Source organism: Mycolicibacterium fluoranthenivorans (assembly GCF_011758805.1).
Classification (GTDB): Bacteria; Actinomycetota; Actinomycetes; order Mycobacteriales; family Mycobacteriaceae; genus Mycobacterium; species Mycobacterium fluoranthenivorans.
On record NZ_JAANOW010000001.1, the window covers coordinates 2,654,700 to 2,674,966 of the forward strand.

General features: G+C 68.6%; 18 protein-coding genes. 11 read left to right on the forward strand and 7 right to left on the reverse strand.

Annotation, left to right across the window (positions count from 1 at the left end; genetic code table 11):
* Positions 1–48: 48 nt before the first annotated feature.
* Complete coding sequence (locus tag FHU31_RS12830; protein WP_167158788.1) at positions 49–630, forward strand: TetR/AcrR family transcriptional regulator; 582 nt, start codon at positions 49–51, stop codon at positions 628–630.
* Here the strand turns inward: FHU31_RS12830 and FHU31_RS12835 are convergent.
* The 4 genes from FHU31_RS12835 to FHU31_RS12850 are packed head-to-tail and all read right to left on the reverse strand — an operon-like array spanning position 627 to position 3,737.
* Positions 627–1,493 carry an amino acid ABC transporter permease gene (locus FHU31_RS12835; RefSeq protein WP_167158790.1) on the reverse strand — a complete coding sequence of 289 codons (867 nt, stop codon included), beginning with the start codon at positions 1,491–1,493 and terminating at the stop codon, positions 627–629. The two genes, FHU31_RS12830 and FHU31_RS12835, sit on opposite strands and share 4 nt — an antisense overlap.
* Complete coding sequence (locus FHU31_RS12840) at positions 1,490–2,170, reverse strand: amino acid ABC transporter permease (RefSeq protein WP_167158792.1); 681 nt, start codon at positions 2,168–2,170, stop codon at positions 1,490–1,492. Before FHU31_RS12840 ends, FHU31_RS12835 begins: the two co-directional genes overlap by 4 nt.
* Positions 2,171–2,181: 11 nt before the next feature.
* Positions 2,182–2,991, reverse strand: coding sequence for a glutamate ABC transporter substrate-binding protein (locus FHU31_RS12845; protein WP_167158794.1), 810 nt, complete (start codon positions 2,989–2,991; stop codon positions 2,182–2,184).
* Between the two features lie 17 nt (positions 2,992–3,008).
* The gene (locus tag FHU31_RS12850) at positions 3,009–3,737 is read right to left on the reverse strand and encodes an amino acid ABC transporter ATP-binding protein (protein WP_167160987.1); all 729 of its coding nucleotides are present in this window, start codon (positions 3,735–3,737) and stop codon (positions 3,009–3,011) included.
* A gap of 99 nt (positions 3,738–3,836) precedes the next feature.
* On the opposite strand from FHU31_RS12850, the gene miaB reads away from it, so the two are divergent.
* Positions 3,837–5,357, forward strand: a complete 1,521-nt coding sequence (gene miaB / locus FHU31_RS12855; RefSeq protein ID WP_234901424.1) for a tRNA (N6-isopentenyl adenosine(37)-C2)-methylthiotransferase MiaB — start codon at positions 3,837–3,839, stop codon at positions 5,355–5,357.
* Positions 5,354–5,935: an Rv2732c family membrane protein gene (locus tag FHU31_RS12860; RefSeq protein WP_208410214.1), complete on the forward strand. Its 582-nt coding sequence runs from the start codon at positions 5,354–5,356 to the stop codon at positions 5,933–5,935. The genes miaB and FHU31_RS12860 overlap by 4 nt, the downstream gene beginning before the upstream one ends.
* 9 nt (positions 5,936–5,944) lie before the next feature.
* Here the strand turns inward: FHU31_RS12860 and FHU31_RS12865 are convergent, their stop codons facing one another.
* Positions 5,945–7,285 (reverse strand): DUF349 domain-containing protein, encoded by a 1,341-nt coding sequence (locus FHU31_RS12865; RefSeq protein WP_167158800.1) that lies wholly within the window; start codon positions 7,283–7,285, stop codon positions 5,945–5,947.
* A gap of 282 nt (positions 7,286–7,567) precedes the next feature.
* Here FHU31_RS12865 and FHU31_RS12870 point away from each other — a divergent pair, with 282 nt between their 5' ends.
* The 4 genes from FHU31_RS12870 (at position 7,568) to hflX (ending at position 11,612) form a co-directional block, all read left to right on the forward strand.
* A complete protein-coding gene (locus FHU31_RS12870) occupies positions 7,568–8,338 on the forward strand; it encodes a class III extradiol ring-cleavage dioxygenase family protein (RefSeq protein ID WP_263988095.1) in 771 nt (256 codons plus the stop codon).
* Positions 8,335–9,234 carry a tRNA (adenosine(37)-N6)-dimethylallyltransferase MiaA gene (miaA, locus tag FHU31_RS12875; RefSeq protein WP_167158802.1) on the forward strand — a complete coding sequence of 300 codons (900 nt, stop codon included), beginning with the start codon at positions 8,335–8,337 and terminating at the stop codon, positions 9,232–9,234. The genes FHU31_RS12870 and miaA overlap by 4 nt, the downstream gene beginning before the upstream one ends.
* The gene (dapF, locus tag FHU31_RS12880; protein ID WP_167158804.1) at positions 9,231–10,133 is read left to right on the forward strand and encodes a diaminopimelate epimerase; all 903 of its coding nucleotides are present in this window, start codon (positions 9,231–9,233) and stop codon (positions 10,131–10,133) included. Before miaA ends, dapF begins: the two co-directional genes overlap by 4 nt.
* A 75-nt stretch (positions 10,134–10,208) precedes the next feature.
* Positions 10,209–11,612, forward strand: a complete 1,404-nt coding sequence (gene hflX, locus FHU31_RS12885; RefSeq protein ID WP_167158806.1) for a GTPase HflX — start codon at positions 10,209–10,211, stop codon at positions 11,610–11,612.
* Positions 11,613–11,622: 10 nt separating this feature from the next.
* On the opposite strand, the gene FHU31_RS12890 is transcribed toward hflX, so the two are convergent.
* The gene (locus FHU31_RS12890; RefSeq protein ID WP_167158807.1) at positions 11,623–13,281 is read right to left on the reverse strand and encodes a PE-PPE domain-containing protein; all 1,659 of its coding nucleotides are present in this window, start codon (positions 13,279–13,281) and stop codon (positions 11,623–11,625) included.
* Positions 13,282–13,464: 183 nt separating this feature from the next.
* On the opposite strand from FHU31_RS12890, the gene FHU31_RS12895 reads away from it, so the two are divergent.
* The 4 genes from FHU31_RS12895 to FHU31_RS12910 are packed head-to-tail and all read left to right on the forward strand — an operon-like array spanning position 13,465 to position 17,945.
* Positions 13,465–14,670 carry a thiolase family protein gene (locus FHU31_RS12895; RefSeq protein WP_167158809.1) on the forward strand — a complete coding sequence of 402 codons (1,206 nt, stop codon included), beginning with the start codon at positions 13,465–13,467 and terminating at the stop codon, positions 14,668–14,670.
* Positions 14,671–15,096, forward strand: a complete 426-nt coding sequence (locus FHU31_RS12900; protein WP_167158811.1) for a Zn-ribbon domain-containing OB-fold protein — start codon at positions 14,671–14,673, stop codon at positions 15,094–15,096.
* A gap of 14 nt (positions 15,097–15,110) precedes the next feature.
* Positions 15,111–17,336 (forward strand): acyl-CoA dehydrogenase family protein, encoded by a 2,226-nt coding sequence (locus FHU31_RS12905; protein ID WP_167158813.1) that lies wholly within the window; start codon positions 15,111–15,113, stop codon positions 17,334–17,336.
* 6 nt (positions 17,337–17,342) lie between these two features.
* Positions 17,343–17,945, forward strand: coding sequence for a TetR/AcrR family transcriptional regulator (locus FHU31_RS12910; RefSeq protein ID WP_167158815.1), 603 nt, complete (start codon positions 17,343–17,345; stop codon positions 17,943–17,945).
* On the opposite strand, the gene FHU31_RS12915 is transcribed toward FHU31_RS12910, so the two are convergent.
* The gene (locus tag FHU31_RS12915; protein ID WP_167158817.1) at positions 17,918–20,200 is read right to left on the reverse strand and encodes a molybdopterin guanine dinucleotide-containing S/N-oxide reductase; all 2,283 of its coding nucleotides are present in this window, start codon (positions 20,198–20,200) and stop codon (positions 17,918–17,920) included. The two genes, FHU31_RS12910 and FHU31_RS12915, sit on opposite strands and share 28 nt — an antisense overlap.
* Between the last annotated feature and the right edge of the window lie 67 nt (positions 20,201–20,267).

Consider the following 20,267-nt stretch of genomic DNA (forward strand, 5'->3'; position numbering starts at 1 on the left):
GACGGGATCATTCCTCACTGTGACCGGAGTCACATATGAGGAGTGGTGATGGCGATCGGTAGGCCCCGCGAGTTCGACCCGCAACGGGTGCTCGACACCGCGATGCGGTTGTTCTGGCGGCATGGCTATGACGGGGTGTCCATCAGCGACCTGACCGAGGCCACCGGGATCAACCGTCGCAGTCTGTATGCGCAATTCGGCTGCAAGGAAAAGCTTTTCCGGGACGCGGTGCAGCACTACGTCGCGGGGTACGGCAACTATGCGGCCGTGGCGCTGGCCGAGCCGACCGCGCGTGATGTGGCATCGGCAATGGTGCACGGCGCGGCCGACGCCACCTCCATGGCCGACCTCCCGCACGGATGTCTGCTGGTGCAGAGCGCGCTGGCGGTCAGCGCCGAAGCCGCTCCGCTATACGCCGGCCTGGCCGAATTGCGAGAGGCCGGGGTGCAGGTGCTGGCGCAGCGGTTCGCCGAGGCGCAGGCCGCCGGCGAACTGGCCGGCGAAGATCCCGGTGCGCTGGCGCGCTGGATCTCCTCGGTCTGCCAGGGCATCGCGGTACAGGCTGCCGGCGGCGCGACCCGCGACGAACTGCACGCCGTCGCCGACCGGGCACTACGGGCCTGGCCCTAAACGGCGGAGCCGTCCTGGACCAGCGGTCGGGCGGCCAGCGGTTCCGGCCCCTTCTTGGACCGGCGTAAGCGGGCTTCCAGGCGGGTGGCCAGCGCCGACAGGGCGAAGTTGAGGCTGATCATCAGCGCGGCGATCACCATCAGCGCCGGGATCAAGTTGCCGTACGACGTCCCGACGCTGGTGCCCTGGCGGACCATCTCGACAAAGGTGATCTGGTAGCCGATCGCGGTGTCCTTGAGGACCACCACCATCTGCGATACCAGTACCGGCAACATCGACGTGATGGCCTGCGGCAACTGGATGGAGCGCATGGTCTGCCCCCACGTCAGACCCAGGGCCGAGGCGGCTTCGCCCTGCCCGCGGGGAAGGGCGTGCACACCGGTGCGGACGATCTCGGCGATCACCGCACTGTTGTACAGCGTGAGCCCGGTGACCACGCCCGCCAGTGCCAGCTGTTTCGAGGGGAACACGTCGTATGCCGCGAACAACGCATACGCGAACAGCATCATGATGAGCACCGGCACCGCGCGGAAGAACTCCACGAACGTCGCGCACGCCCAGCTCACCACGGGCACCGGGGACAAGCGGCCCACGCCCAGTACACAACCGAGCGCCAGCGCCAGCACGATGGACAGCGCCGCAGCGGTCAAGGTGCCCTGCACACCCTCCAGCACGTAGTTCTTCCAGAGGTTTGCGGTCAGGAACGGCTCCCACTTGGCCGCCGTGAACTGTCCCGCGGCGGCGAACTTCCAGATCAACCAGCCGAAGATCAGGGCGAACACCGCTACCGTCGCCACGGCGAGAATCGCGTGCCGCACCCGGGCCCGGGGACCTGGCGCGTCATAGAGAACGGACCCGCTCATCGCAGCACCGCCCAGCGTTTGCCGAGCCAGCCGAAGAGCAACCCCATGGGCAAGGTCAGGATCACGAATCCGGCCGCGAAGATCCCGCCGACAACCAGCAGCGCCGAGGAGTTCTCGATCATCTCCTTCATCAACAGCGCGGCCTCGGCCACACCGATCGCCGAGGCGATGGTGGTGTTCTTGGTCAGCGCGATCAGCACCGAGCCCAACGGGATGATGACCGCACGAAACGCCTGCGGCAGCAGGATGATCCGCAGATTCTGGCTGAACGTCAGACCGAGTGATCGGGCCGCTTCGGCCTGCCCGACGGGCACGGTGTTCACCCCGGACCGGATCGCCTCACACACGAACGACGCCGTATAGACCGTCAATCCGAGCACCGCCAGCCGGAAGTTGCTGTCGACGATCGACGTCGGCGACTTCGGATCGGTCAGGGTGATGTGGAGGGTGTTCGCCAGCCCCAATGAGCAGAACACCAGGATCAGCGTCAGCGGGGTGTTGCGCACCACGTTGACATAGGTGGTGCCCATCGCGCGCATGATGGGCACCGGCGACAGCCGCATCGCCGCGAGCAGGGTGCCCAGGATCACGGCACCGACCGCGGCGTAGGCGGTCAGTTCGACCGTCGTCCCGAACGCGCCGAGGATGTTGTAGTCGCGCCCGCCGAAATGCAGCACCGGCTGCCCGCCTACTTGTCGACGGTCGGCGGCGTCGGTGTGGCGATACCGGCCGGGCCGAGATTCTTGTCGAAGGCCGCCTTCCAGGCGCCGTCGGCTTCCATCTTGGTGATGGCATCGTTGATCTTGGTGCGCAGTTCGGTATCGCCCTTCTTCAGGCCGATGCCGTAACGCTCCTCGGAGAACGGCTTGCCGACGATCTTGAAGGTGCCCGGGCTCTGGGCGGCGTAGCCGGCCAGGATCACCTCATCGGTGGTCACCGCGTCGATCGCGCCGGTCTTGAGCGCCTCGACGCAGGCCGAATAGGTGTCGTACTGCTGCAACTGCACGCCGGGGTACTTGTCCTTGATGCGCTGCGCGGGGGTGGAGCCGCTGACCGAGCAGAGCTTCTTGTTGTCCTGCAGCGACTCGGGGCCGGTGATATCGGAGTTGTCGGCCTTGACCAGCAGACTCTGCCCGGTGATCAGGTAGGGCCCGGCGAAGTCGACCTTCTCCTTGCGGGCATCGGTGATCGAATAGGTGGCCACGATGTAGTCGACCTGGTCGTTCTGGATCAGTGTCTCGCGCTGCCCCGAGGGGGACTCCTTGAACTCGATGTCCTCCGGCTTGTATCCGAGTTGACCGGCGACATACGTCGCGACATCCACGTCGAAACCGCTGTAGGTGCCGTCCGGGTTCTTCAGGCCCAGGCCGGGCTGGTCGAACTTGATGCCGACGGTCACCTTCTTGCTGTCGTTGCCCCCGCCACCGCAGGCGGCCAGGGACAACGGCAGGGCGGCGGCCACCAAGAGGGCGGCGGCTACCCGGATTCGCGATGACATGAGCGCTCCTTACTGATTCAGTGGTTCAGGATCTTGCCGAGGAAGTCTTTGGCGCGGTCCGACTGCGGATTGGTGAAGAACTGCTCTGGTTCGGCATCCTCGACCACTGCGCCGTCGGCCATGAACACCACGCGCTGGGACGCCCGCCGGGCGAATCCCATCTCATGGGTGACCACCAGCATGGTCATCCCCTCGGTGGCGAGGTCGGTCATCACGGCCAGCACCTCGTTGATCATCTCCGGATCGAGGGCACTGGTCGGTTCGTCGAACAACATCACCTTGGGGTGCATCGCCAACGACCGCGCGATGGCCACGCGCTGCTGCTGGCCGCCGGACAACTGCGCCGGATACTTGTCGGCCTGGCTGGCGATCCCGACTCGTTCCAGGAGCGCCTGCGCCTCGGTGCGGGCCTTGTCCTTGTCGGTCTTACGCACCTTGACCGGCGCCAGCATGACGTTTTCCAGAATTGTCTTGTGCGCGAACAGATTGAACGACTGGAACACCATGCCGACATCGGAACGCAGCTGCGCCAGTTTGCGTCCCTCCTCGGGCAGCACGACGCCGTCGATCGCAATGGTGCCCGAGTCGATGGGTTCGAGCCGATTGATCGTCCGGCACAGCGTCGACTTGCCAGAACCCGATGGTCCCAGGATCACCACGACCTGCCCGCGCGGCACGTCGAGGTTGATGTCCTTGAGGACATGCAGGGAGCCGAAGTGTTTGTCAACCCCCTGTATCGAGATCATCGGGACCGAGGTCGCGGTGGTCATGGGTTCTGACCCTACCCAGGGAACGTTCAGCTTGGGGCGTATCGGCATCCCCGTAACATGATTGTCGTGACTTCCATGGTGGCGCGCGAGGGCAAAGCGTCCGTAGGCGCTGAATCGACCCCACGCACCTACCAGGTGCGCACGTACGGCTGTCAGATGAACGTGCACGATTCCGAACGGCTTGCCGGGCTGCTCGACGCCGCCGGCTATGTTGCGGCCGAGGAGGGCGCCGACGCCGACATCGTGGTGTTCAACACGTGCGCGGTGCGCGAGAACGCCGACAACAAGCTCTACGGCAACCTCAGCCACCTCGCGCCCCGGCGCAGCGCCGACCCCAACATGCAGATCGCCGTCGGTGGCTGCCTGGCGCAGAAGGACCGCGACGCGGTGCTCACCAAGGCGCCGTGGGTCGACGTGGTGTTCGGCACCCACAACATCGGGTCACTGCCGGTGCTGCTGGAACGGGCCAGGCATCAGCGTGCGGCACAGGTGGAAATCGCGGAGGTGCTGCAGGAATTCCCCTCGGCGCTGCCGGCCTCGCGTGAATCCGCTTACGCGGCATGGGTTTCCATCTCGGTGGGGTGCAACAACACGTGCACGTTCTGCATCGTCCCGTCACTGCGCGGCAAAGAGGTCGACCGCAGGCCCGGCGATATCCTGGCCGAAGTGCAGACACTGGTCGACCAGGGGGTGCTCGAGATCACCCTGCTGGGCCAGAACGTCAACGCCTACGGTGTGTCGTTCGCCGACCCCGACATTCCGCGCAACCGCGGTGCGTTCGCCGATCTGCTGCGCGCATGCGGGCGTATCGAGGGCCTCGAACGCGTGCGGTTCACCTCCCCGCACCCGGCCGAATTCACCGATGACGTGATCGAGGCCATGGCCACCACCCCGAATGTCTGCCCGACCCTGCACATGCCGCTGCAGTCCGGTTCGGATCGGGTGCTCAAGGCGATGCGCCGGTCCTACCGGGCCGAGCGCTACCTCGGCATCATCGACCGGGTGCGTTCGGTGATCCCGAGCGCCGCGATCACCACCGACATCATCGTCGGGTTCCCCGGCGAGACCGAGGAGGATTTCCAGGCGACCCTGGATGTGGTGCGCCAGGCGCGATTCGCCGGCGCGTACACCTTCCAGTACTCCAAGCGGCCCGGCACGCCGGCCGCCGAACTGCCCGATCAGCTGCCCAAAGCCGTTGTCACGGAACGCTATCAGCGCCTGATCGCGCTGCAGGAGGACATCTCCTGGCAGGAGAACAAGGCGCAGATCGGCAGCACGGTCGAACTGCTGGTCGCGGCCGGCGAAGGACGTAAGGATGCGGCCACCTCGCGAATGTCCGGCCGGGCCCGCGACGGTCGCCTGGTGCACTTCGCACCCGGTGCGGCGCAGATCCGGCCGGGTGACATCGTGACCACGGAGATCACCCGGGCAGCGCCCCATCACCTAGTGGCCGACGGTGCCGTCCTGAGTCATCGTCGCACCAGAGCCGGGGACGCGCACGCCGCGGGACAGCGCCCGGTGACCGGGGTCGGCCTCGGTATGCCCGGTATCGGCGAGCCGGCGCAGGCGCCGGCGCAAGCGGGGTGCGCGCGATGAGCGACAAGAACTTCGACGCCTACAAGGACGATATCGAGGCCGCCGAGCGCCGCGTTGCCTCCGAGATCGACCCTGGTGCACGAGCCGTCGTGGTCGCTGTGCTGGTGTTCGTGGTGGCACTGTCGTTCGTGCTGCCGCACATGGGTGGCACCCGCGGACTCGATGTGCTGACCGGCGACCAGACCGCCATCAACGACGGCGTGGCACTGCCGTCGCGGGTGTTCGTCTGGCTGGCTCTGGTGTTCGGCGTGGGCTTCTCCATCGCCGCGCTGCTGACCCGGCGCTGGACGCTGTCCTGGATCGCACTGGCCGGCACGGCGGTGGCGTGCCCGGCCGGCATGCTGGCCGTGTGGTCGCGCCAGACCGCCACGCACGGACATCCGGGACCGGGTATCGGGCTGATCATCGGCTGGATCGCGATCATCCTGCTGGCCTACCACTGGGCGCGGGTGGTATGGGTGCGCACCTCCGTACAGCTGGCCGCTGAGGAGCAGCGCCGCCGCGCGGTCGCGCATCGTCAAAGCAAGGGCCTGCTCGACGGTTTCGGCGACGATCCGCCGGCGGCGAAAACGGACTGAGTCGACCGCCTAGCGCTTCTTGTGCACGGCCTCGGCGGCGGTCCCCGCCCATTCGCGCCACTGCGCGGCGCTGGCCCGGGCCTGCTCGGCGTCCTTGGTGCGGCCGGCGGCCTCCGCCTTCTCGGCCTGCTTCTCGAACTGTTCGGCGCGCTCGCGGAACTGGTCGGCGCGGGCCTGCGCCTCGGCGTCGACATGGTTCACCGCACTGGCGTCGCGGACCTTCTTCTCGACCGCCCGCATCCGGCGTTCGAGTTCGGCCGAACGTTCGCGCGGCACCTTGCCGATGGCGTCCCACTTGTCCCCGATCGCCCGAAATGCTGCGCGTGCAGCCTCGGGATCGCTGACGTCGAGCGCCTCGGCCTCGACCAGTAGCGCCTCCTTGGCCGCCGCATTCGCGCCGAACTCGGCGTCGCGCTCGGCATTGATGGCGTTACGCGCCGCGAAGAACGTGTCCTGGGCGGCCTTGAATCGGGCCCAGAGCGCGTCGTCGACATCCTTGGCAGCCCGGCCGGCGGCCTTCCACTGGGCCAGCAGATCGCGGAAGGTCGACGCGGTGGCGGCCCAGTCGGTCGAATCGCTGAGTCGCTCGGCCTGCTCGCACAGGGCTTCCTTGGCCTGCCGGACACCGACGCGTTCCCGGTCGAGCTCGGCGAAATGCGAACCGCGGCGCCGGTTGAACGCCTCGCGGGCGGCCGAGTACCGCTTCCACAGGGCGTCGTCGGTCTTGCGGTCCAGCCCGGTGATGGTGCGCCACTCGTCGAGGATCTCGCGCAGCCGGTCGCCGGCGGCCTTCCACTGGGTGGAGGTGGCGGCAAGCTCCTCGGCCTCGGCGGCCAGCGCTTCCTTGCGGGCGGTTTGCGTGGCGCGGTGTTCGTCGCGCCGCGCGCGTTCGGCGGCTGCCGCGTCGCCGGCATGCTCGACGATGGCGGTCAGCCTGGCGTGCACGGCATCGACGTCGCCGAGCACGGCGGCGTTCGGCAGCCCCTCCAACAGGCCGGCCGCGGCCGTCTTGATCTTGCGGGCGTCACCGCTGCCCGAGGCGAGTCGCGTCTCGAGCAGGGCGACCTCGGTGTGCAGATCGTCGTAGCGGCGTCCGAAGTGGACGAACGCGGCCTCGGCATCACCGGCTTGCCAGGAGCCGATGACTCGCTCACCGGCGGCGGTGATCAACACCACGGTGCCGTCGGGGTCGACGCGCCCGAACCGGTGCGGATCGACGGCACTGGTGGCCGGGGCCGGGGCGACCGGGGTCGCGGCGGGTGCAGCGCTCGGATGGGGGCCCGGACGTGGGCCCGGCCGCGGCCCGGGGCGCGGCGCCGGCTTGGGAGTATTCGAATCGCTGGTCGTCATCACTGTTCCTCACACCTCCGCGCGGTGTGATCCGCGCACCTGCCGCGCGACGCGGCGCCCAATAGCTTCCGCTCGCTATTGAAGCAGGTCACCGGCGGACATGCGCACGCCTTCGCGATGCGTGCCCGTTGTGGGGTGCTCGCACCGCCCGATTCGGCGGAGGCGCGACGCCGATATCGCCGCTCCGCCGGCACTCGCCGCGCTGGTCGTCGCGGTGCCGGCCCGCGGTGGGGCGGGTTGGGCGGCGGAACCCACCCCGCCGCTCGCGCTAACGTGGCGGGCGTGTTGGCCGCCATCGCAGTGATCCCGTCGGCTCCTGTGCTGGTGCCGGAGCTTGCCGGCGCGGCCGCCGCCGAACTGGCCGATATGCGCACGGCTGTCCTGGCGGCGGCCTCGGCCCTGCCGTCGCGTTGGATCGTGGTCGGGACGGGGCGCGACACCGGCCTGATCGGGCCCGGCGATGCGGGCACCTTCGCCGGTTACGGGGTCGATCTGCCGGTGCGTCTGTCGCCCGACGCGACCGGCCCGGTGACCGAGCTGCCGCTGTGCGCGCTGATCGCCGGGTGGGTGCGGGGGCAGGTGGCAGCGCAGGCCTGCGCCGAGGTGAGGGTGTACCGCGACGATCTGGATACGCCCGCGGCACTGACCGCCGGACGTGAGCTGCGCGTCACGATCGACCAGGCCGGCGACGACATCGGCGTGCTCGTCGTCGCCGACGGTGTACACACCCTGACCCCGTGGGCCCCCGGTGGGTACGACCCGGATTCGCCTGCCGCCCAGCAGGCGCTCGACGATGCCCTGGCCGCAGGTGACACCGCGGCGCTGGCCCGGCTCGATGCGGGTGTGCTGGGCCGGGCGGCCTATCAGGTGCTGGCCGGGCTGGGGACGCCTTCTCACGCCGAGGAGCTCTACCGCGGGGCGCCCTACGGGGTGGGGTACTTCGTGGGCGTGTGGACGCCGGCGGGGGGATGTGCACCGGCGGGCTGGAGCGCAGCGACCGGGGGATGTGCACCGGCGGGCTGGAGCGCAGCGACCGGGGGATGTGAACCGTGAGACCGGTCGCAGTCATCGGACCCACGGGCACCGGGAAGTCGGCGCTGGCGCTGGACCTGGCCGAACGGCTCGGCGGGGAGATCGTGAACGCCGACGCGATGCAGCTCTACCGGGGCATGGACATCGGGACCGCCAAACTTCCCGTGGCGCAGCGCCGTGGAATCCCGCATCACCAACTCGACGTCATCGACGTCACCGTGAACGCGTCGGTCGCGCGCTACCAGGAAAGCGCCGCCGCCGATATCGAGGCGATCATGAACCGCGGCGCGGTACCGGTGATCGTCGGCGGATCGATGCTCTACATCCAGTCGCTGTTGGATCAGTGGTCGTTCCCGGCCACCGATCCGGTGGTGCGGGCCCGCTGGGAGGCGCGGCTGGCCGAGGTGGGTGTCGCGGCCCTGCACGCCGAACTCACCCGGGTCGATCCGCAGGCCGGCGCCTCCATCCTGGACAGTGACGGCAGGCGCATCGTGCGCGCGCTGGAGGTGGTGGAACTCACCGGCCAACCGTTCGCCGCCTCGGCACCCCGGATCGGCACACCGCGCTGGGACACCGCGATCATCGGATTAGACTGGGACACAGCTGTTTTGGACGATCGGCTGCAGCAACGCACCGATGCGATGTTCGATGACGGGCTGGTCGCCGAAGTGACCGGACTGATCGCCAAGGGGCTGCGCACGGGCGTGACGGCGTCGCGGGCGCTGGGTTACGCCCAGGTGCTGGCCGACTTGGACGCCGGTGGCGACGGATCGTCCGCGCGGGAGCCCACCTTCGTGGGCACCCGCCGCTATGTGCGCCGGCAACGGTCCTGGTTCCGCCGCGACCACCGGGTGCACTGGCTCGACGGTTCGGCGCCGGACCTGGCCACGGCCGCAGTGGCTATCCTGGACAAATGAAGTTTGCGAAGGGGCACGGGACGCAGAACGATTTCGTGCTGCTGCCCGACCTGGAGGCACAGGCGCGGCTCACGCCGGCCGCGGTGTCCGCATTGTGCGACCGGCGCCGCGGACTGGGGGCAGACGGCGTGCTGCGCGTCACCACCGCCGGCGCGGCATTGCGCGCAGGGGTCTTCGGTGCGCTACCCGAAGGGGTGGCTGCGCAGGACTGGTACATGGACTACCGCAATGCCGACGGTTCGATCGCCCAGATGTGCGGGAACGGGGTCCGGGTGTTCACCCACTACCTTCGGGCCTCCGGGCTGGAGCGACGCGACGAGTTCGTCGTGGGATCGCTGGCCGGGCCGCGCCCGGTGGTGGTGCACCACGGCGATGATGTCAACGCCGAGGTGACCGTCGACATGGGCAAGGCCAACGTGGTGGGTAGCGGATCGGCCGTCGTCGCCGGGCGCAGCTTCGACGGGCTGGCCGTCGACGTCGGCAACCCACACCTGGCGTGTGTGACCGACCTGAGCACGACGGCGCTGGCGGTGCTCGATGTCGCGGCTCCGGTGTCCTTCGACGCGGCTCAGTTCCCCGAAGGAGTCAACGTCGAGGTGCTGACCGCGCCCCAGAAACTCCCCGAGTCGCTGCGCTCCGGCCCGTCGGTCGACGGGTTTGTCTCGATGCGCGTACACGAGCGTGGTGTCGGCGAAACCCGTTCCTGTGGAACGGGAACGGTGGCCGCAGTGGTCGCGGCCCTGCAGCACACCGGGGCGAGCACCGGTTCTCTGCTGGTGCGCATTCCCGGCGGTGAGGTCACCGTCACCGTCACCGAGGCCACCAGCTACCTGCGCGGCCCATCGGTGCTCGTCGCCCACGGCGAGATCGCCGACACCTGGTGGGACGCGCAGATTTGAGCCGGGCCCCCTCTTCGGCAGCGCCGAAAACGGTTCGCCAATCGGCAACCTGGCGTGTCACCATCGGTATCACTCATGACTGAATCTCCGCATCGCGACCCGACCGTCGGCGAACTCGCCCTCGAAGACCGCGCCGCGCTGCGTCGCGTGGCCGGACTGTCGACCGAACTGGCCGATGTCACCGAGGTCGAATACCGCCAGTTGCGCCTCGAGCGGGTGGTGCTGGTGGGGGTGTGGACCGAGGGCAGCGCCGCCGATGCCGATGCCAGCCTGGCCGAATTGGCCGCCCTGGCCGAGACCGCCGGCTCGGAAGTGCTCGAAGGGTTGGTCCAGCGCCGTGACAAGCCGGATCCGTCGACCTACATCGGATCGGGCAAGGCACAGGAGCTGCGCGAGATGGTGCTGGCCACCGGTGCCGACACCGTCATCTGCGACGGTGAGCTGTCGCCAGCCCAGCTGAACTCGCTGGAGAAGATCGTCAAGGTCAAGGTCATCGACCGCACCGCGTTGATCCTGGACATCTTCGCCCAGCACGCGACCTCCGCCGAGGGCAAGGCTCAGGTGGCCTTCGCGCAGATGGAGTACATGCTGCCCAGGCTGCGGGGCTGGGGCGAGTCGATGTCGCGTCAGGGCGGCGGCGCCGGCGGCAGCAGCGGCGGGGTGGGCACCCGCGGTCCCGGTGAGACGAAGATCGAGACCGACCGGCGCCGGATCCGCGAGCGAATGAGCAAGCTGCGCCGCGAGATTCGCGATATGAAGAAGATTCGCGATACCCAGCGGGGCAAGCGGCGCTCGGCCGACATCCCCGCGGTGGCGATCGTCGGCTACACCAACGCGGGTAAGTCCAGTCTGCTCAATGCACTGACGGGTGCCGGGGTGCTGGTGGAGAACGCGCTGTTCGCCACCCTGGAACCCACCACGCGGCGCGGGCAACTGGCGGACGGTCGCCCGTTCGTGCTCACCGATACTGTCGGATTCGTGCGGCACCTGCCCACCCAGCTGGTCGAGGCATTCCGCTCGACGCTGGAGGAGGTGGTCGATGCGGATCTGCTGGTACACGTCGTCGACGGCTCCGATGTGAATCCGATGGCCCAGATCAGTGCCGTGCGCCAGGTCGTGCGCGATGTGTACGCCGAGCATGACCGGTCCGTCGCGCCCGAACTCGTGGTGGTCAACAAGATCGACGCCGCCGGCGATCTGGCCCTGGCGCAACTGCGCCGTGCGCTACCCGACGCGGTGTTCGTGTCCGCACGCACCGGCGAGGGACTCGACCTGCTGCAGCAGCGGTTGACCGCCCTGGTCGAACCGACCGACGCCTTCATCGACGTCACCATCCCGTACGACCGGGGTGACCTGGTGGCGAGGGTGCACGCCGAGGGGCGTATCGACGCGACTGAGCACACCGCGGACGGCACCAGGATCACCGCGCGGGTGCCGGTTTCGCTGGCCGCGAGCCTGCGCGAGTACAGCAGCGGATAACGCGGACGGGTCAGGCAGCCGCCGCGGCGGTTGAAGTGCTGTCCTTGGCGGCCGCCGGTGTGGTGGATTCCGCGGTGGTGCTGGGGGTTTCGGGCTTCGATTCAGGTGTGGTGTCCGGTTTGGCGGCGGGCTGGGTCTGTGCTTCGGTGCCGGTCTTGGTGGTGCCGGAGGTGGTGCCGTGCTTGCCGGTCACGGTGTCGTGGAACTGACGTACCAGCTGGGCCAGCGGCGCGGAGCCGATCGGCCCACGCACCTTGGGCCGGGGTGTGACGGGCGTGCTCGGCGGCTCGGTCTTGGTGTCGGTGGTCTCCGGGGTCTCGGTCTTCTTGTTGTCGCCGGGATCAGTGGCCTCGGTCTTGTTGTCCACCAAGGTTTTCGGGGTTTCCTGGGTGTCCTTCTTGGCGGTCGCCAGGTTGGTCGCCAGGTTGGTCGCCAGGTTGGTCGCCGTGGTGGTCGTCGTGGTGGTCGCTGTGGTGGTCGCCGTGGCATTCGCCGCGGCCAGGTTGGTCGAGGTGACCGGCGCGGGCTTTGGCGGCGCTTTGATGCCGATATCGGCGAGGGCGGCCTTGACGCCTTCGCCGAGGGCCTTGACGATATCGCCGGTGAGCTTGACGGGATTGATGTTGAGCGGGATCAGCCGGAAGGGGGCCGGCACGCCGGGGCTGAGGGTGCGGTCGTACCCGGTGTCGATGAGCACGCGCAGGACCGGTTCGAGCAGGTCCACGATCGGCTTGACGATGAAGCTGGTGTGGGTGAACCCGCCGAATTCCAGGAACGGCCGGACCAGCGGCAGCGTCTTGGTGGGGATGGTGATGTAGCGGGTGTCGCCGTAGTCGCTCCAGTTGGCCTGGTTGTCGAGTTCGGCTTTCAGTTCGTCTTCGGTGTACCCGTCGGGTAGTTCGTTGGGACCGGTGCGGCCATTGGGTGCCAGGTAGCTGCCGTGCACGTACCAGAAGCCGGCCAGGGCGTTGAGGGTGGCCAGTGCGTTGAGCGGATAGAGCGGGAAGTCGGATACGCCGTCGTATTCGAACGCGATATCGGTGGCGCAGCGCTCGTCACAGGTGTTGGTCGGCGCGGGCAGGCCGAAGGTGGCGTCCAGGATCGGTACGTGCCCCAGGAGGGCGAGCCGTTCGAACAGTCCGCCGTTGGGCCGGTTGGTGTTCCCGATCATCACGAATGAGATGGCGTCCGGATTGGCGCCCAGGTCGCCGAGATTGCGCTTCTCGCGGCTGACGATATTGCCGCCCTGCGAGTACCCGAAGATGACGATCGGGGTGTTCGGTGTTCCGGGTGGCGTCGGATGCAGTGTCCCGTCGAGGGTGGATTCGAGAGTGGCCAGGCCCTTACCCGTCGACACATCCCACTTGGCGCCGCTGAGGCCGCCCCACCCGGCCAGCGGGATGGGCCAGAACTGTGCCGGGTAGTCGATGGGTTTCACCGTGCAGTCGGTCGACGTGCTCGAGCACGACGGTGTGTAGGGCGCGACGTAGTAGTCCAGTGCGTGGGCGATGTAGTTGTCCACCTTGGTCGCATCCGGGACGCCGGTGCCGGGCACCAGGAGCACGGTCGCGGCCAGGGCGACGGCCATGCTCATCGTCGCACCGATGGCGACGAACACGGCCGTCAGCAGCGCCAGCACGGTCAGTACGGATCGTTTTGCGATATCCATCTGCTCACCTTGTCGTCCGACGGCATCCGTCCCGCAGCGATCGTCGCACCGGGGCGCGGTAACGGAGACGTTAATAGCGAATTTGCCGCGGCGACCTGCGATGCATGCGGCTTCTTCTGTGGAGGAATTGAAAGTAGAATCTTATTCTAATAATGTCGCCTGGTCTGGAGAAGGGAGCGCCGCATGGGATTGCGGGGCGAGGCCGCCATCGTCGGCTTCCATGAGTTGCCGGCCACCCGGAGGCCGGCCGGTGCACCGGAGTTCATCCTCGAACAGTGGGCCCGGTTGGCCGCGGCGGCGATCGCCGACGCGGGACTGTCGGCCGATCAGGTCGACGGCCTGGTGACCTGCGGAGTGATGGAATCGCAGCTGTTCGTGCCGTCGACCGTCGCCGAGTATCTGGGGCTGGCGGTGAACTTCGCCGAAATCGTCGATCTGGGCGGCGCCTCCGGTGCGGCCATGGTCTGGCGCGCCGCGGCGGCCATCGAATTGGGGATCTGCCAGGCGGTGCTCTGCGCGATCCCCGCCAACTACCTCACCCCGATGTCGGCACAGCGGCCGTACGACCCGGGGGACGCCCTGTACTTCGGTGCGTCCAGCTTCCGCTACGGGTCCCCGCAGGCCGAATTCGAGATTCCCTACGGCTACCTGGGGCAGAACGGCCCCTACGCGCAGGTCGCCCAGATGTACGCCGCCGCATACGGTTACGACGAGTCGGCGATGGCCAAGATCGTCGTCGACCAACGGGTCAACGCCAACCACACCCCGGGCGCGGTGTTCAAGGACAAACCGCTGACCATCGCCGAGGTGCTCGACAGTCCCATCATCGCGTCACCGCTGCACATGCTCGAGATCGTGATGCCGTGCATGGGCGGTTCGGCGGTGCTGGTCACCAGCGCGGAACTGGCCCGTAAGAGCCGTCACCGGCCGGTGTGGGTGAAGGGCTTCGGCGAGCGGGTGCCCTACAAGTCACCCGTCTACGCGGCAGACCCGTTGCAGACCCCGATGGTCAAGGTCGCCGGGTCGGCCTTCGGTATGGCGGAACTGACTCCCGCCGATATGGACATGGTGTCGATCTATGACTGCTACACCATCACCGCGCTGCTCACCCTCGAAGACGCCGGCTTCTGCGAGAAGGGCAAGGGGATGCAATTCGTCACCGACCACGACCTCACGTTCCGCGGCGACTTCCCGATGAACACCGCGGGCGGCCAGTTGGGCTACGGCCAGCCCGGCAATGCCGGTGGGATGCACCATATCTGCGATGCCGCCCGGCAGTTGATGGGTCGAGCCGGCCAGACCCAGGTGCCCGACTGTCACCGCGCCTTCGTCTCGGGCAACGGCGGTGTGCTGAGCGAACAGGAAGCGCTCGTCTTGGAGGGCGACTAGATGACCATTCCGTTGAGCAGGCCGCTTCCGCTGGCCACGCCGACCTCCGCGCCCTTCTGGGAGGGGTTGCGGCGCCACGAGATCTGGATCCAGTACTCGCCGTCGTCGGGCGCGTACGTGTTCTACCCTCGGGTCCTGGCGCCCGGCACCCTGGCCGATGACCTGGAATGGCGCCAGATCTCGGGCGCGGGAACGGTCGTCAGTTTCGCTGTCGCGCAGCGGCCCGTCGCGCCGCAGTTCGCCGACGCCGTGCCACACCTGCTCGGGGTCGTGCAGTGGCGGGAAGGGCCGCGGCTGGCCACCGAGTTCGTCGGCATCGACGCCGACGAACTGCGGGTGGGGATGCCGGTCACCCCGGTGTTCACCGACATCCCCGGCGACGAACCGGACGCCGGGGTGACACTCTTGCACTACACCGCAGGCTAGGGAGGGCCCACACCGTGGCATTGGCGCTGACCGACGAACAGGTGCAGATCACCGACGCGATGGCAGGTTTCGCGGCCAGGCACGGCGGTCTGGAGCTGACCCGGTCGCAGTTCGACGAGCTCGCGGCCGGGGGGCGGCCGGGGTTCTGGGCTGCACTGGTGGATCAGGGCCTGCACGCGGTACACCTGCCCGAACACATCGGGGGACAGGGTGGCGGCCTGGCCGAGGCCGCCTGCGTCATCGACGCCGCCGGCTACGGCCTGCTGCCCGGAGCGCTGCTACCGACCGTGATCGCCGGGGCGGTGGCCGCGACCGCGGAACCGGGAACCGGCACCGAGCGGCTGCTCGGCGATATCGTGGCCGGTCACCCGGCGACGCTGATCCTGCCGCAGGCCGGGCAGCTGCGCGCGGCCGCCATCGACGGCGGCTGGTCGTTGTCAGGTGCCGTCGGCCCGGAGATCGGCCTGTGTGGGGCCGAACGGGTCATCGTCAGTGCGGGCACCGATTCCGGTGCGCTGCACTGGTTCGTCCTCGACACCGCCACGGCCGGGGTGCACGTGGCGGCGCAGACCCCCACCGACCTGACCCGTGATGTGGGCGTGCTGCAGATCGACGGTGTGCGCGTCGGTGTCGACGATCTGCTCACCGGTATCGATGCGGTGCGTGCCCGATGTATCGCCGTGAGCCTGCTGGCGGCCGAAGCCGCCGGTATCGCCCGCTGGTGTGTGGACAACGTGGTGGCCTACCTGAAGGTCCGGGAACAGTTCGGCCGGCCCATCGGGTCGTTTCAGGCCCTCCAGCACAAAGCCGCGATGCTGTTCATCAACAGTGAGCTGGCCGCCGCGTCGGCGTGGGACGCGGTCCGCGCCGCGGACCAGCCCGTGCCCCAGCACCATATCGCCGCCGCCGGCGCCGCCATCGTGGCGGTCTGTCGGCTGCCCGAGCTGGTGGTCGACGCGCTGACCATGTTCGGCGCCATCGGCTACACCTGGGAGCACGATCTGCATCTGTACTGGAAACGCGCGATCAGCCTGGCCGCCGCCGTGGGATCGCGCTCCGAATGGGCGCACGCCCTGGGCGATCCGAGCTGGCCGGGACGCGATTTCAGCATCGAGATCGATGACGTGGAACCGGATTTCCGGGCCATCGTCGCCTCGGCCCTGGACCGTGCGGCGCAGTTGAGCAACGACACCCCGGGCCGGCAGAACCCGGAATACGCGGAGTTCTGGACCGGGCCGCAGCGGACCGCCCTGGCGGACACGGGCCTGGTCGCGCCGTACCTGCCCGCGCCGTGGGGACTGGATGCCAGTCCCGTCCAACAGTTGATCATCGACGAGGAGTTCGAGAAGCGGCCGAATCTGGTCCGCCCGTCACTGGGCATCGCGCAGTGGATCCTGCCGACCGTGCTGGCCGCCGGATCCGATGCGCAGCGGTCGCAGTTCGCCGATCCGACACTGCGCGGCGAGATCGGCTGGTGCCAGCTGTTCTCCGAGCCCGGCGCGGGGTCCGATCTGGCGTCGTTGTCGACGCGGGCCACCAAGACGGACGGCGGCTGGCTGGTGAACGGGCAGAAGGTCTGGACCTCGTCGGCGCAGCGTGCCGACTGGGGCGCTCTGCTGGCCCGCACCGATCCGGATGCCAAGAAGCACAAGGGAATCGGGTACTTCCTGGTGGACATGACGACACCGGGCATTCGGGTGCGGCCGTTGCGCACGGCAAGCGGTGAGGAACACTTCAACGAGGTGTTCTTCGACGACGTCTTCGTGCCCGACGCCATGCTGGTGGGGGAGCCGACCGCCGGCTGGTCGCATGCGCTGGCGACTATGGCCAACGAGCGGGTCGCCATCGGCGCCTACATCAAACTGGACAAGGAGAGCGAACTGCGCACGCTGGCAAGCCGGTCCGGCGCAGACGCGGGCGCGGTCCGGCAGGCTCTCGGTGAGGTCAGGGCCGGGTCGAATGCCATTGGCGCGCTGGCCGTTCGGGACACCCTCAATCGGCTGGCGGGCCACGGGCCCGGGCCGGCCTCCAGCGTCGGCAAGGTGGCGACCGCGCAGATCGTGCGGCGGGTCACCGCCGATGCGCTGGCTTTCAGCGGGCGTGCGGCGATGGTGGGCGGTGGCGAGCACTCGGCCGTGGCGCAGAGTCTGATGATGCCCGCCGAGGTGATCGGCGGTGGCACCGTCGAGATCCAGCTGAATATCATCGCGACGATGATCCTGGGACTGCCGAAGAATTGAGGTCCGATGACCGCGAGCACGGACTTGCCGGGCTACAAACAGGCGCGCCGGTCGCAGATCGTGGCGGCGGCGCTGGCGGCGCTCAAGGTGCACGACTATGAGCAGATCCAGATGCGGGACGTCGCCGTCGCGGCCGATGTCGCGCTGGGCACGCTCTACCGCTACTTCAGTTCCAAGGAGCACGTCTACGCCGCCGTGCTGATGGAGTGGGCGCAGCCGGTGTTCGACGACACCGCCCGGGACGATCGCCCGGCCGAGCGCCGGGTGCGGCAGAAGGTGCGCAATATCATCACCAGCTTCGAGCGCTGGCCCGCCTTCTTCAAGGTGTGCATGCTGTTGCAGAACACCACCGATGCCAACGCCCAGCCGTTGATGCAGCAGTTCGCCGAAACCGCTCAGCGCACTCTGGCGGCGGACTTCGCTTCGCTGGGACACCAGGAGTCGTTCGATACCGCAATCATGTTGTGGGGCATCGTCAGCACCATGCTGTCCGGAACGATCCACAACGGCTACCCGATCGGGGACGCTTACCGGGTGGCCGACGCGTTCATCGACCTGGTGGCCCCCCGGCTGCCCGCCGATCAGCGCTCGGCGACCACCGGAGGCTGATGAGCCCGCACCGGTGGTAGGGGCCCGGCGAACTTCTCCACCTGCACCAGCACGTGCGCGCCGGTGCAGCCCCGCGCCAAGGCGGATGTCCCGACATCGTCGGTGAGCACGTTCGGGTTGCCGTGCACACACAGCGCATCCGGGTCCGCCGGGTCCAGCGGGTCGAACCAGGCACCCGTCGACAGCTGGACCGCCCGGGGGCGCACACCGGCGTCGGTGACCACTCCGGCCAGACATGCGCCCCGGTCGTTGTACACCCGCACCACGTCGCCGTCGGTCACTCCGCGTTCGGCGGCATCCTCGGGGTGCATCCGGATGGGTTCGCGCCCAGACACTTTCGATCCCTGGCTGAGTGCGCCGGTGTCGAGCTGGCTGTGCAGGCGGGATGCGGGCTGGTTGGCCAGCAGGTGCAGCGGGAAGCTGGCGGCCCGAGCGCCGCCGAGCCATTCGGTGGGTTCGAACCAGGCCGGATGGCCCACGCAGTCGGCGTAACCGAAACCATCGATATCGGCCGAGAAGATCTCGATGCGCCCACTCGGGGTGTTCAACCGGTGGGTGTGCGGATCGGCGCGGAAGTCCGACAGCAGGGTCAGCCCGGGTTCGGTGGGCAGGCGCAGCTGACCGTCGGCCCAGAACTGGTCGAAGGTCGGTGCCGCGAAATCGAGGCCGGCCGCCCATTTCTCGTACATGTGCTGCAGCCACTGCCGCGCGGTGCGGCCCTGGGTGAACTGGTCGCCCACCCCGAGACGCTCGGCCAGGGCGGCGAAGGTGTCGTAGTCGTCCCGGGACGCGGCGTAGGGCTCGGTCAGCGCGCGCATCGCGACCAGCAGCGGGTCGTTACGCGACCCCGAATAGTCTTCGCGCTCATAGGCGGTGGTCGAGGGCACGACGATATCGGCGTGTTTGGCCATCGCCGTCCAGTACGGGTCGTGCACGACGACGGTGTCCGGCCGGGCCAGGGCGCGCCGCAGCCGCGGGATGTTCTGGTGGTGATGGAACGGGTTCCCGCCGGCCCAGTACACCAGCCGGATATCGGGGTAGGTCAGCCGCTGCCCGTTGTAGTCGTACTCCTGCCCGGGGTGCAGCAGCATATCGCTGATCGCGGCGACCGGGATGAACGTCGACACCGGATTGGGGCCCTGGGGCAGCACGGGCAGCCGGTAGCGCAACGGGGCGAGGCCCGGTTCGTTCATCGAGCCGTAGCCGTGCCCGAATCCGCCACCGGGCAAGCCGATCTGGCCGAGCATCGCGGCCAGCGTCAGGCCCATCCACGGGGCCTGCTCGCCGTGCCGGATGCGCTGGAGCGACCAGCTGACGGTGACCAGGGTGCGGGCGGCGGCCATCCGGCGGGCCAGCGCGGTGATGGTCTCGGCGGGCAGTCCGCTGAGGGCCGACGCCCAGGCAGGTGACTTCGGGACGCCGTCGTCGCTGCCGAGCAGGTAGCGCTCGAACCGGTCGTACCCGGTGCAGTAGGTGTCCAGGAACTCCCGGTCCGCGAGGTTCTCGGTGGCCAGCACATGGGCCAGCGCCAGCATGATCGCCACATCGGTACCGGGTACCGGTGCGTGCCATTCGTAGTCGCCCTCGACATCGTCGCGCAGTGGGGAGAAGGACACGATGTGCCCGCCGCGGTCGCGGAACCGGCGCAGTGCCGCACGGGCCGGATGTGCCGTGGTGCCACCGTGATTGATGCCGGTGTTCTTGAGTGCGACACCGCCGAAGCAGACCAGCAGCTCGGTGTGCTCGACGATGACATCCCATCCGGTGGAGCGTTTGAACAGGTCGTCGTGGGTGCCGACCACCCGCGGCATGATGACCCCGGTGGCGCCCAGGCTGTACGAGTGGCGCGACGAGGTGTAGCCGCCGAGCAGTTTGAGGAACCGGTGCACCTGGCTCTGGGCGTGATGGAAGCGCCCGGCGCTGGCCCAGCCGTAGGACCCGCCGTAGATGGCCTCGTTGCCGTGGATGTCGATGACGCGGCGCAGTTCGTCGGCAAGGAGTTCGGTGAGTTCGTCCCACGTGACCGCGACGAATTCGTCGGCACCGCGGGCGCCGCTGGGCCCGGGCCCGTCGTCCAGCCAGCCGCGACGCACGGCCGGCCCCGCCACCCGAGCCCGGTGCCGCAGCGAACCGGGGAGGTTCGCCAACAGTGGCGAGGGATCGGTGTCGGTGGCCATCGGCGTCACGGCCGAGATGTCACCGGCGTGCAGTTCGGCGGTGAAGGCACCCCAATGCGAGTGGCTGGCGCGTGACACGCACCAATCCTAGGGTGGTGGGCCCACCGTCCGACCAACCATCTGGTTGGTATGTTGGGCGCCACAC

Bases quoted from the DNA above. Each gene is read 5' to 3' on its own strand.
- FHU31_RS12830 (WP_167158788.1), top strand. From the start codon at position 49: ATGGCGATCGGTAGGCCCCGCGAGTTCGACCCGCAACGGGTGCTCGAC.
- FHU31_RS12835 (WP_167158790.1), bottom strand. From the start codon at position 1,493: ATGAGCGGGTCCGTTCTCTATGACGCGCCAGGTCCCCGGGCCCGGGTG.
- FHU31_RS12845 (WP_167158794.1), bottom strand. From the start codon at position 2,991: ATGTCATCGCGAATCCGGGTAGCCGCCGCCCTCTTGGTGGCCGCCGCC.
- FHU31_RS12850 (WP_167160987.1), bottom strand. From the start codon at position 3,737: ATGATCTCGATACAGGGGGTTGACAAACACTTCGGCTCCCTGCATGTC.
- miaB (WP_234901424.1), top strand. From the start codon at position 3,837: ATGGTGGCGCGCGAGGGCAAAGCGTCCGTAGGCGCTGAATCGACCCCA.
- FHU31_RS12860 (WP_208410214.1), top strand. From the start codon at position 5,354: ATGAGCGACAAGAACTTCGACGCCTACAAGGACGATATCGAGGCCGCC.
- FHU31_RS12865 (WP_167158800.1), bottom strand. From the start codon at position 7,285: ATGACGACCAGCGATTCGAATACTCCCAAGCCGGCGCCGCGCCCCGGG.
- dapF (WP_167158804.1), top strand. From the start codon at position 9,231: ATGAAGTTTGCGAAGGGGCACGGGACGCAGAACGATTTCGTGCTGCTG.
- hflX (WP_167158806.1), top strand. From the start codon at position 10,209: ATGACTGAATCTCCGCATCGCGACCCGACCGTCGGCGAACTCGCCCTC.
- FHU31_RS12890 (WP_167158807.1), bottom strand. From the start codon at position 13,281: ATGGATATCGCAAAACGATCCGTACTGACCGTGCTGGCGCTGCTGACG.
- FHU31_RS12895 (WP_167158809.1), top strand. From the start codon at position 13,465: ATGGGATTGCGGGGCGAGGCCGCCATCGTCGGCTTCCATGAGTTGCCG.
- FHU31_RS12900 (WP_167158811.1), top strand. From the start codon at position 14,671: ATGACCATTCCGTTGAGCAGGCCGCTTCCGCTGGCCACGCCGACCTCC.
- FHU31_RS12910 (WP_167158815.1), top strand. From the start codon at position 17,343: ATGACCGCGAGCACGGACTTGCCGGGCTACAAACAGGCGCGCCGGTCG.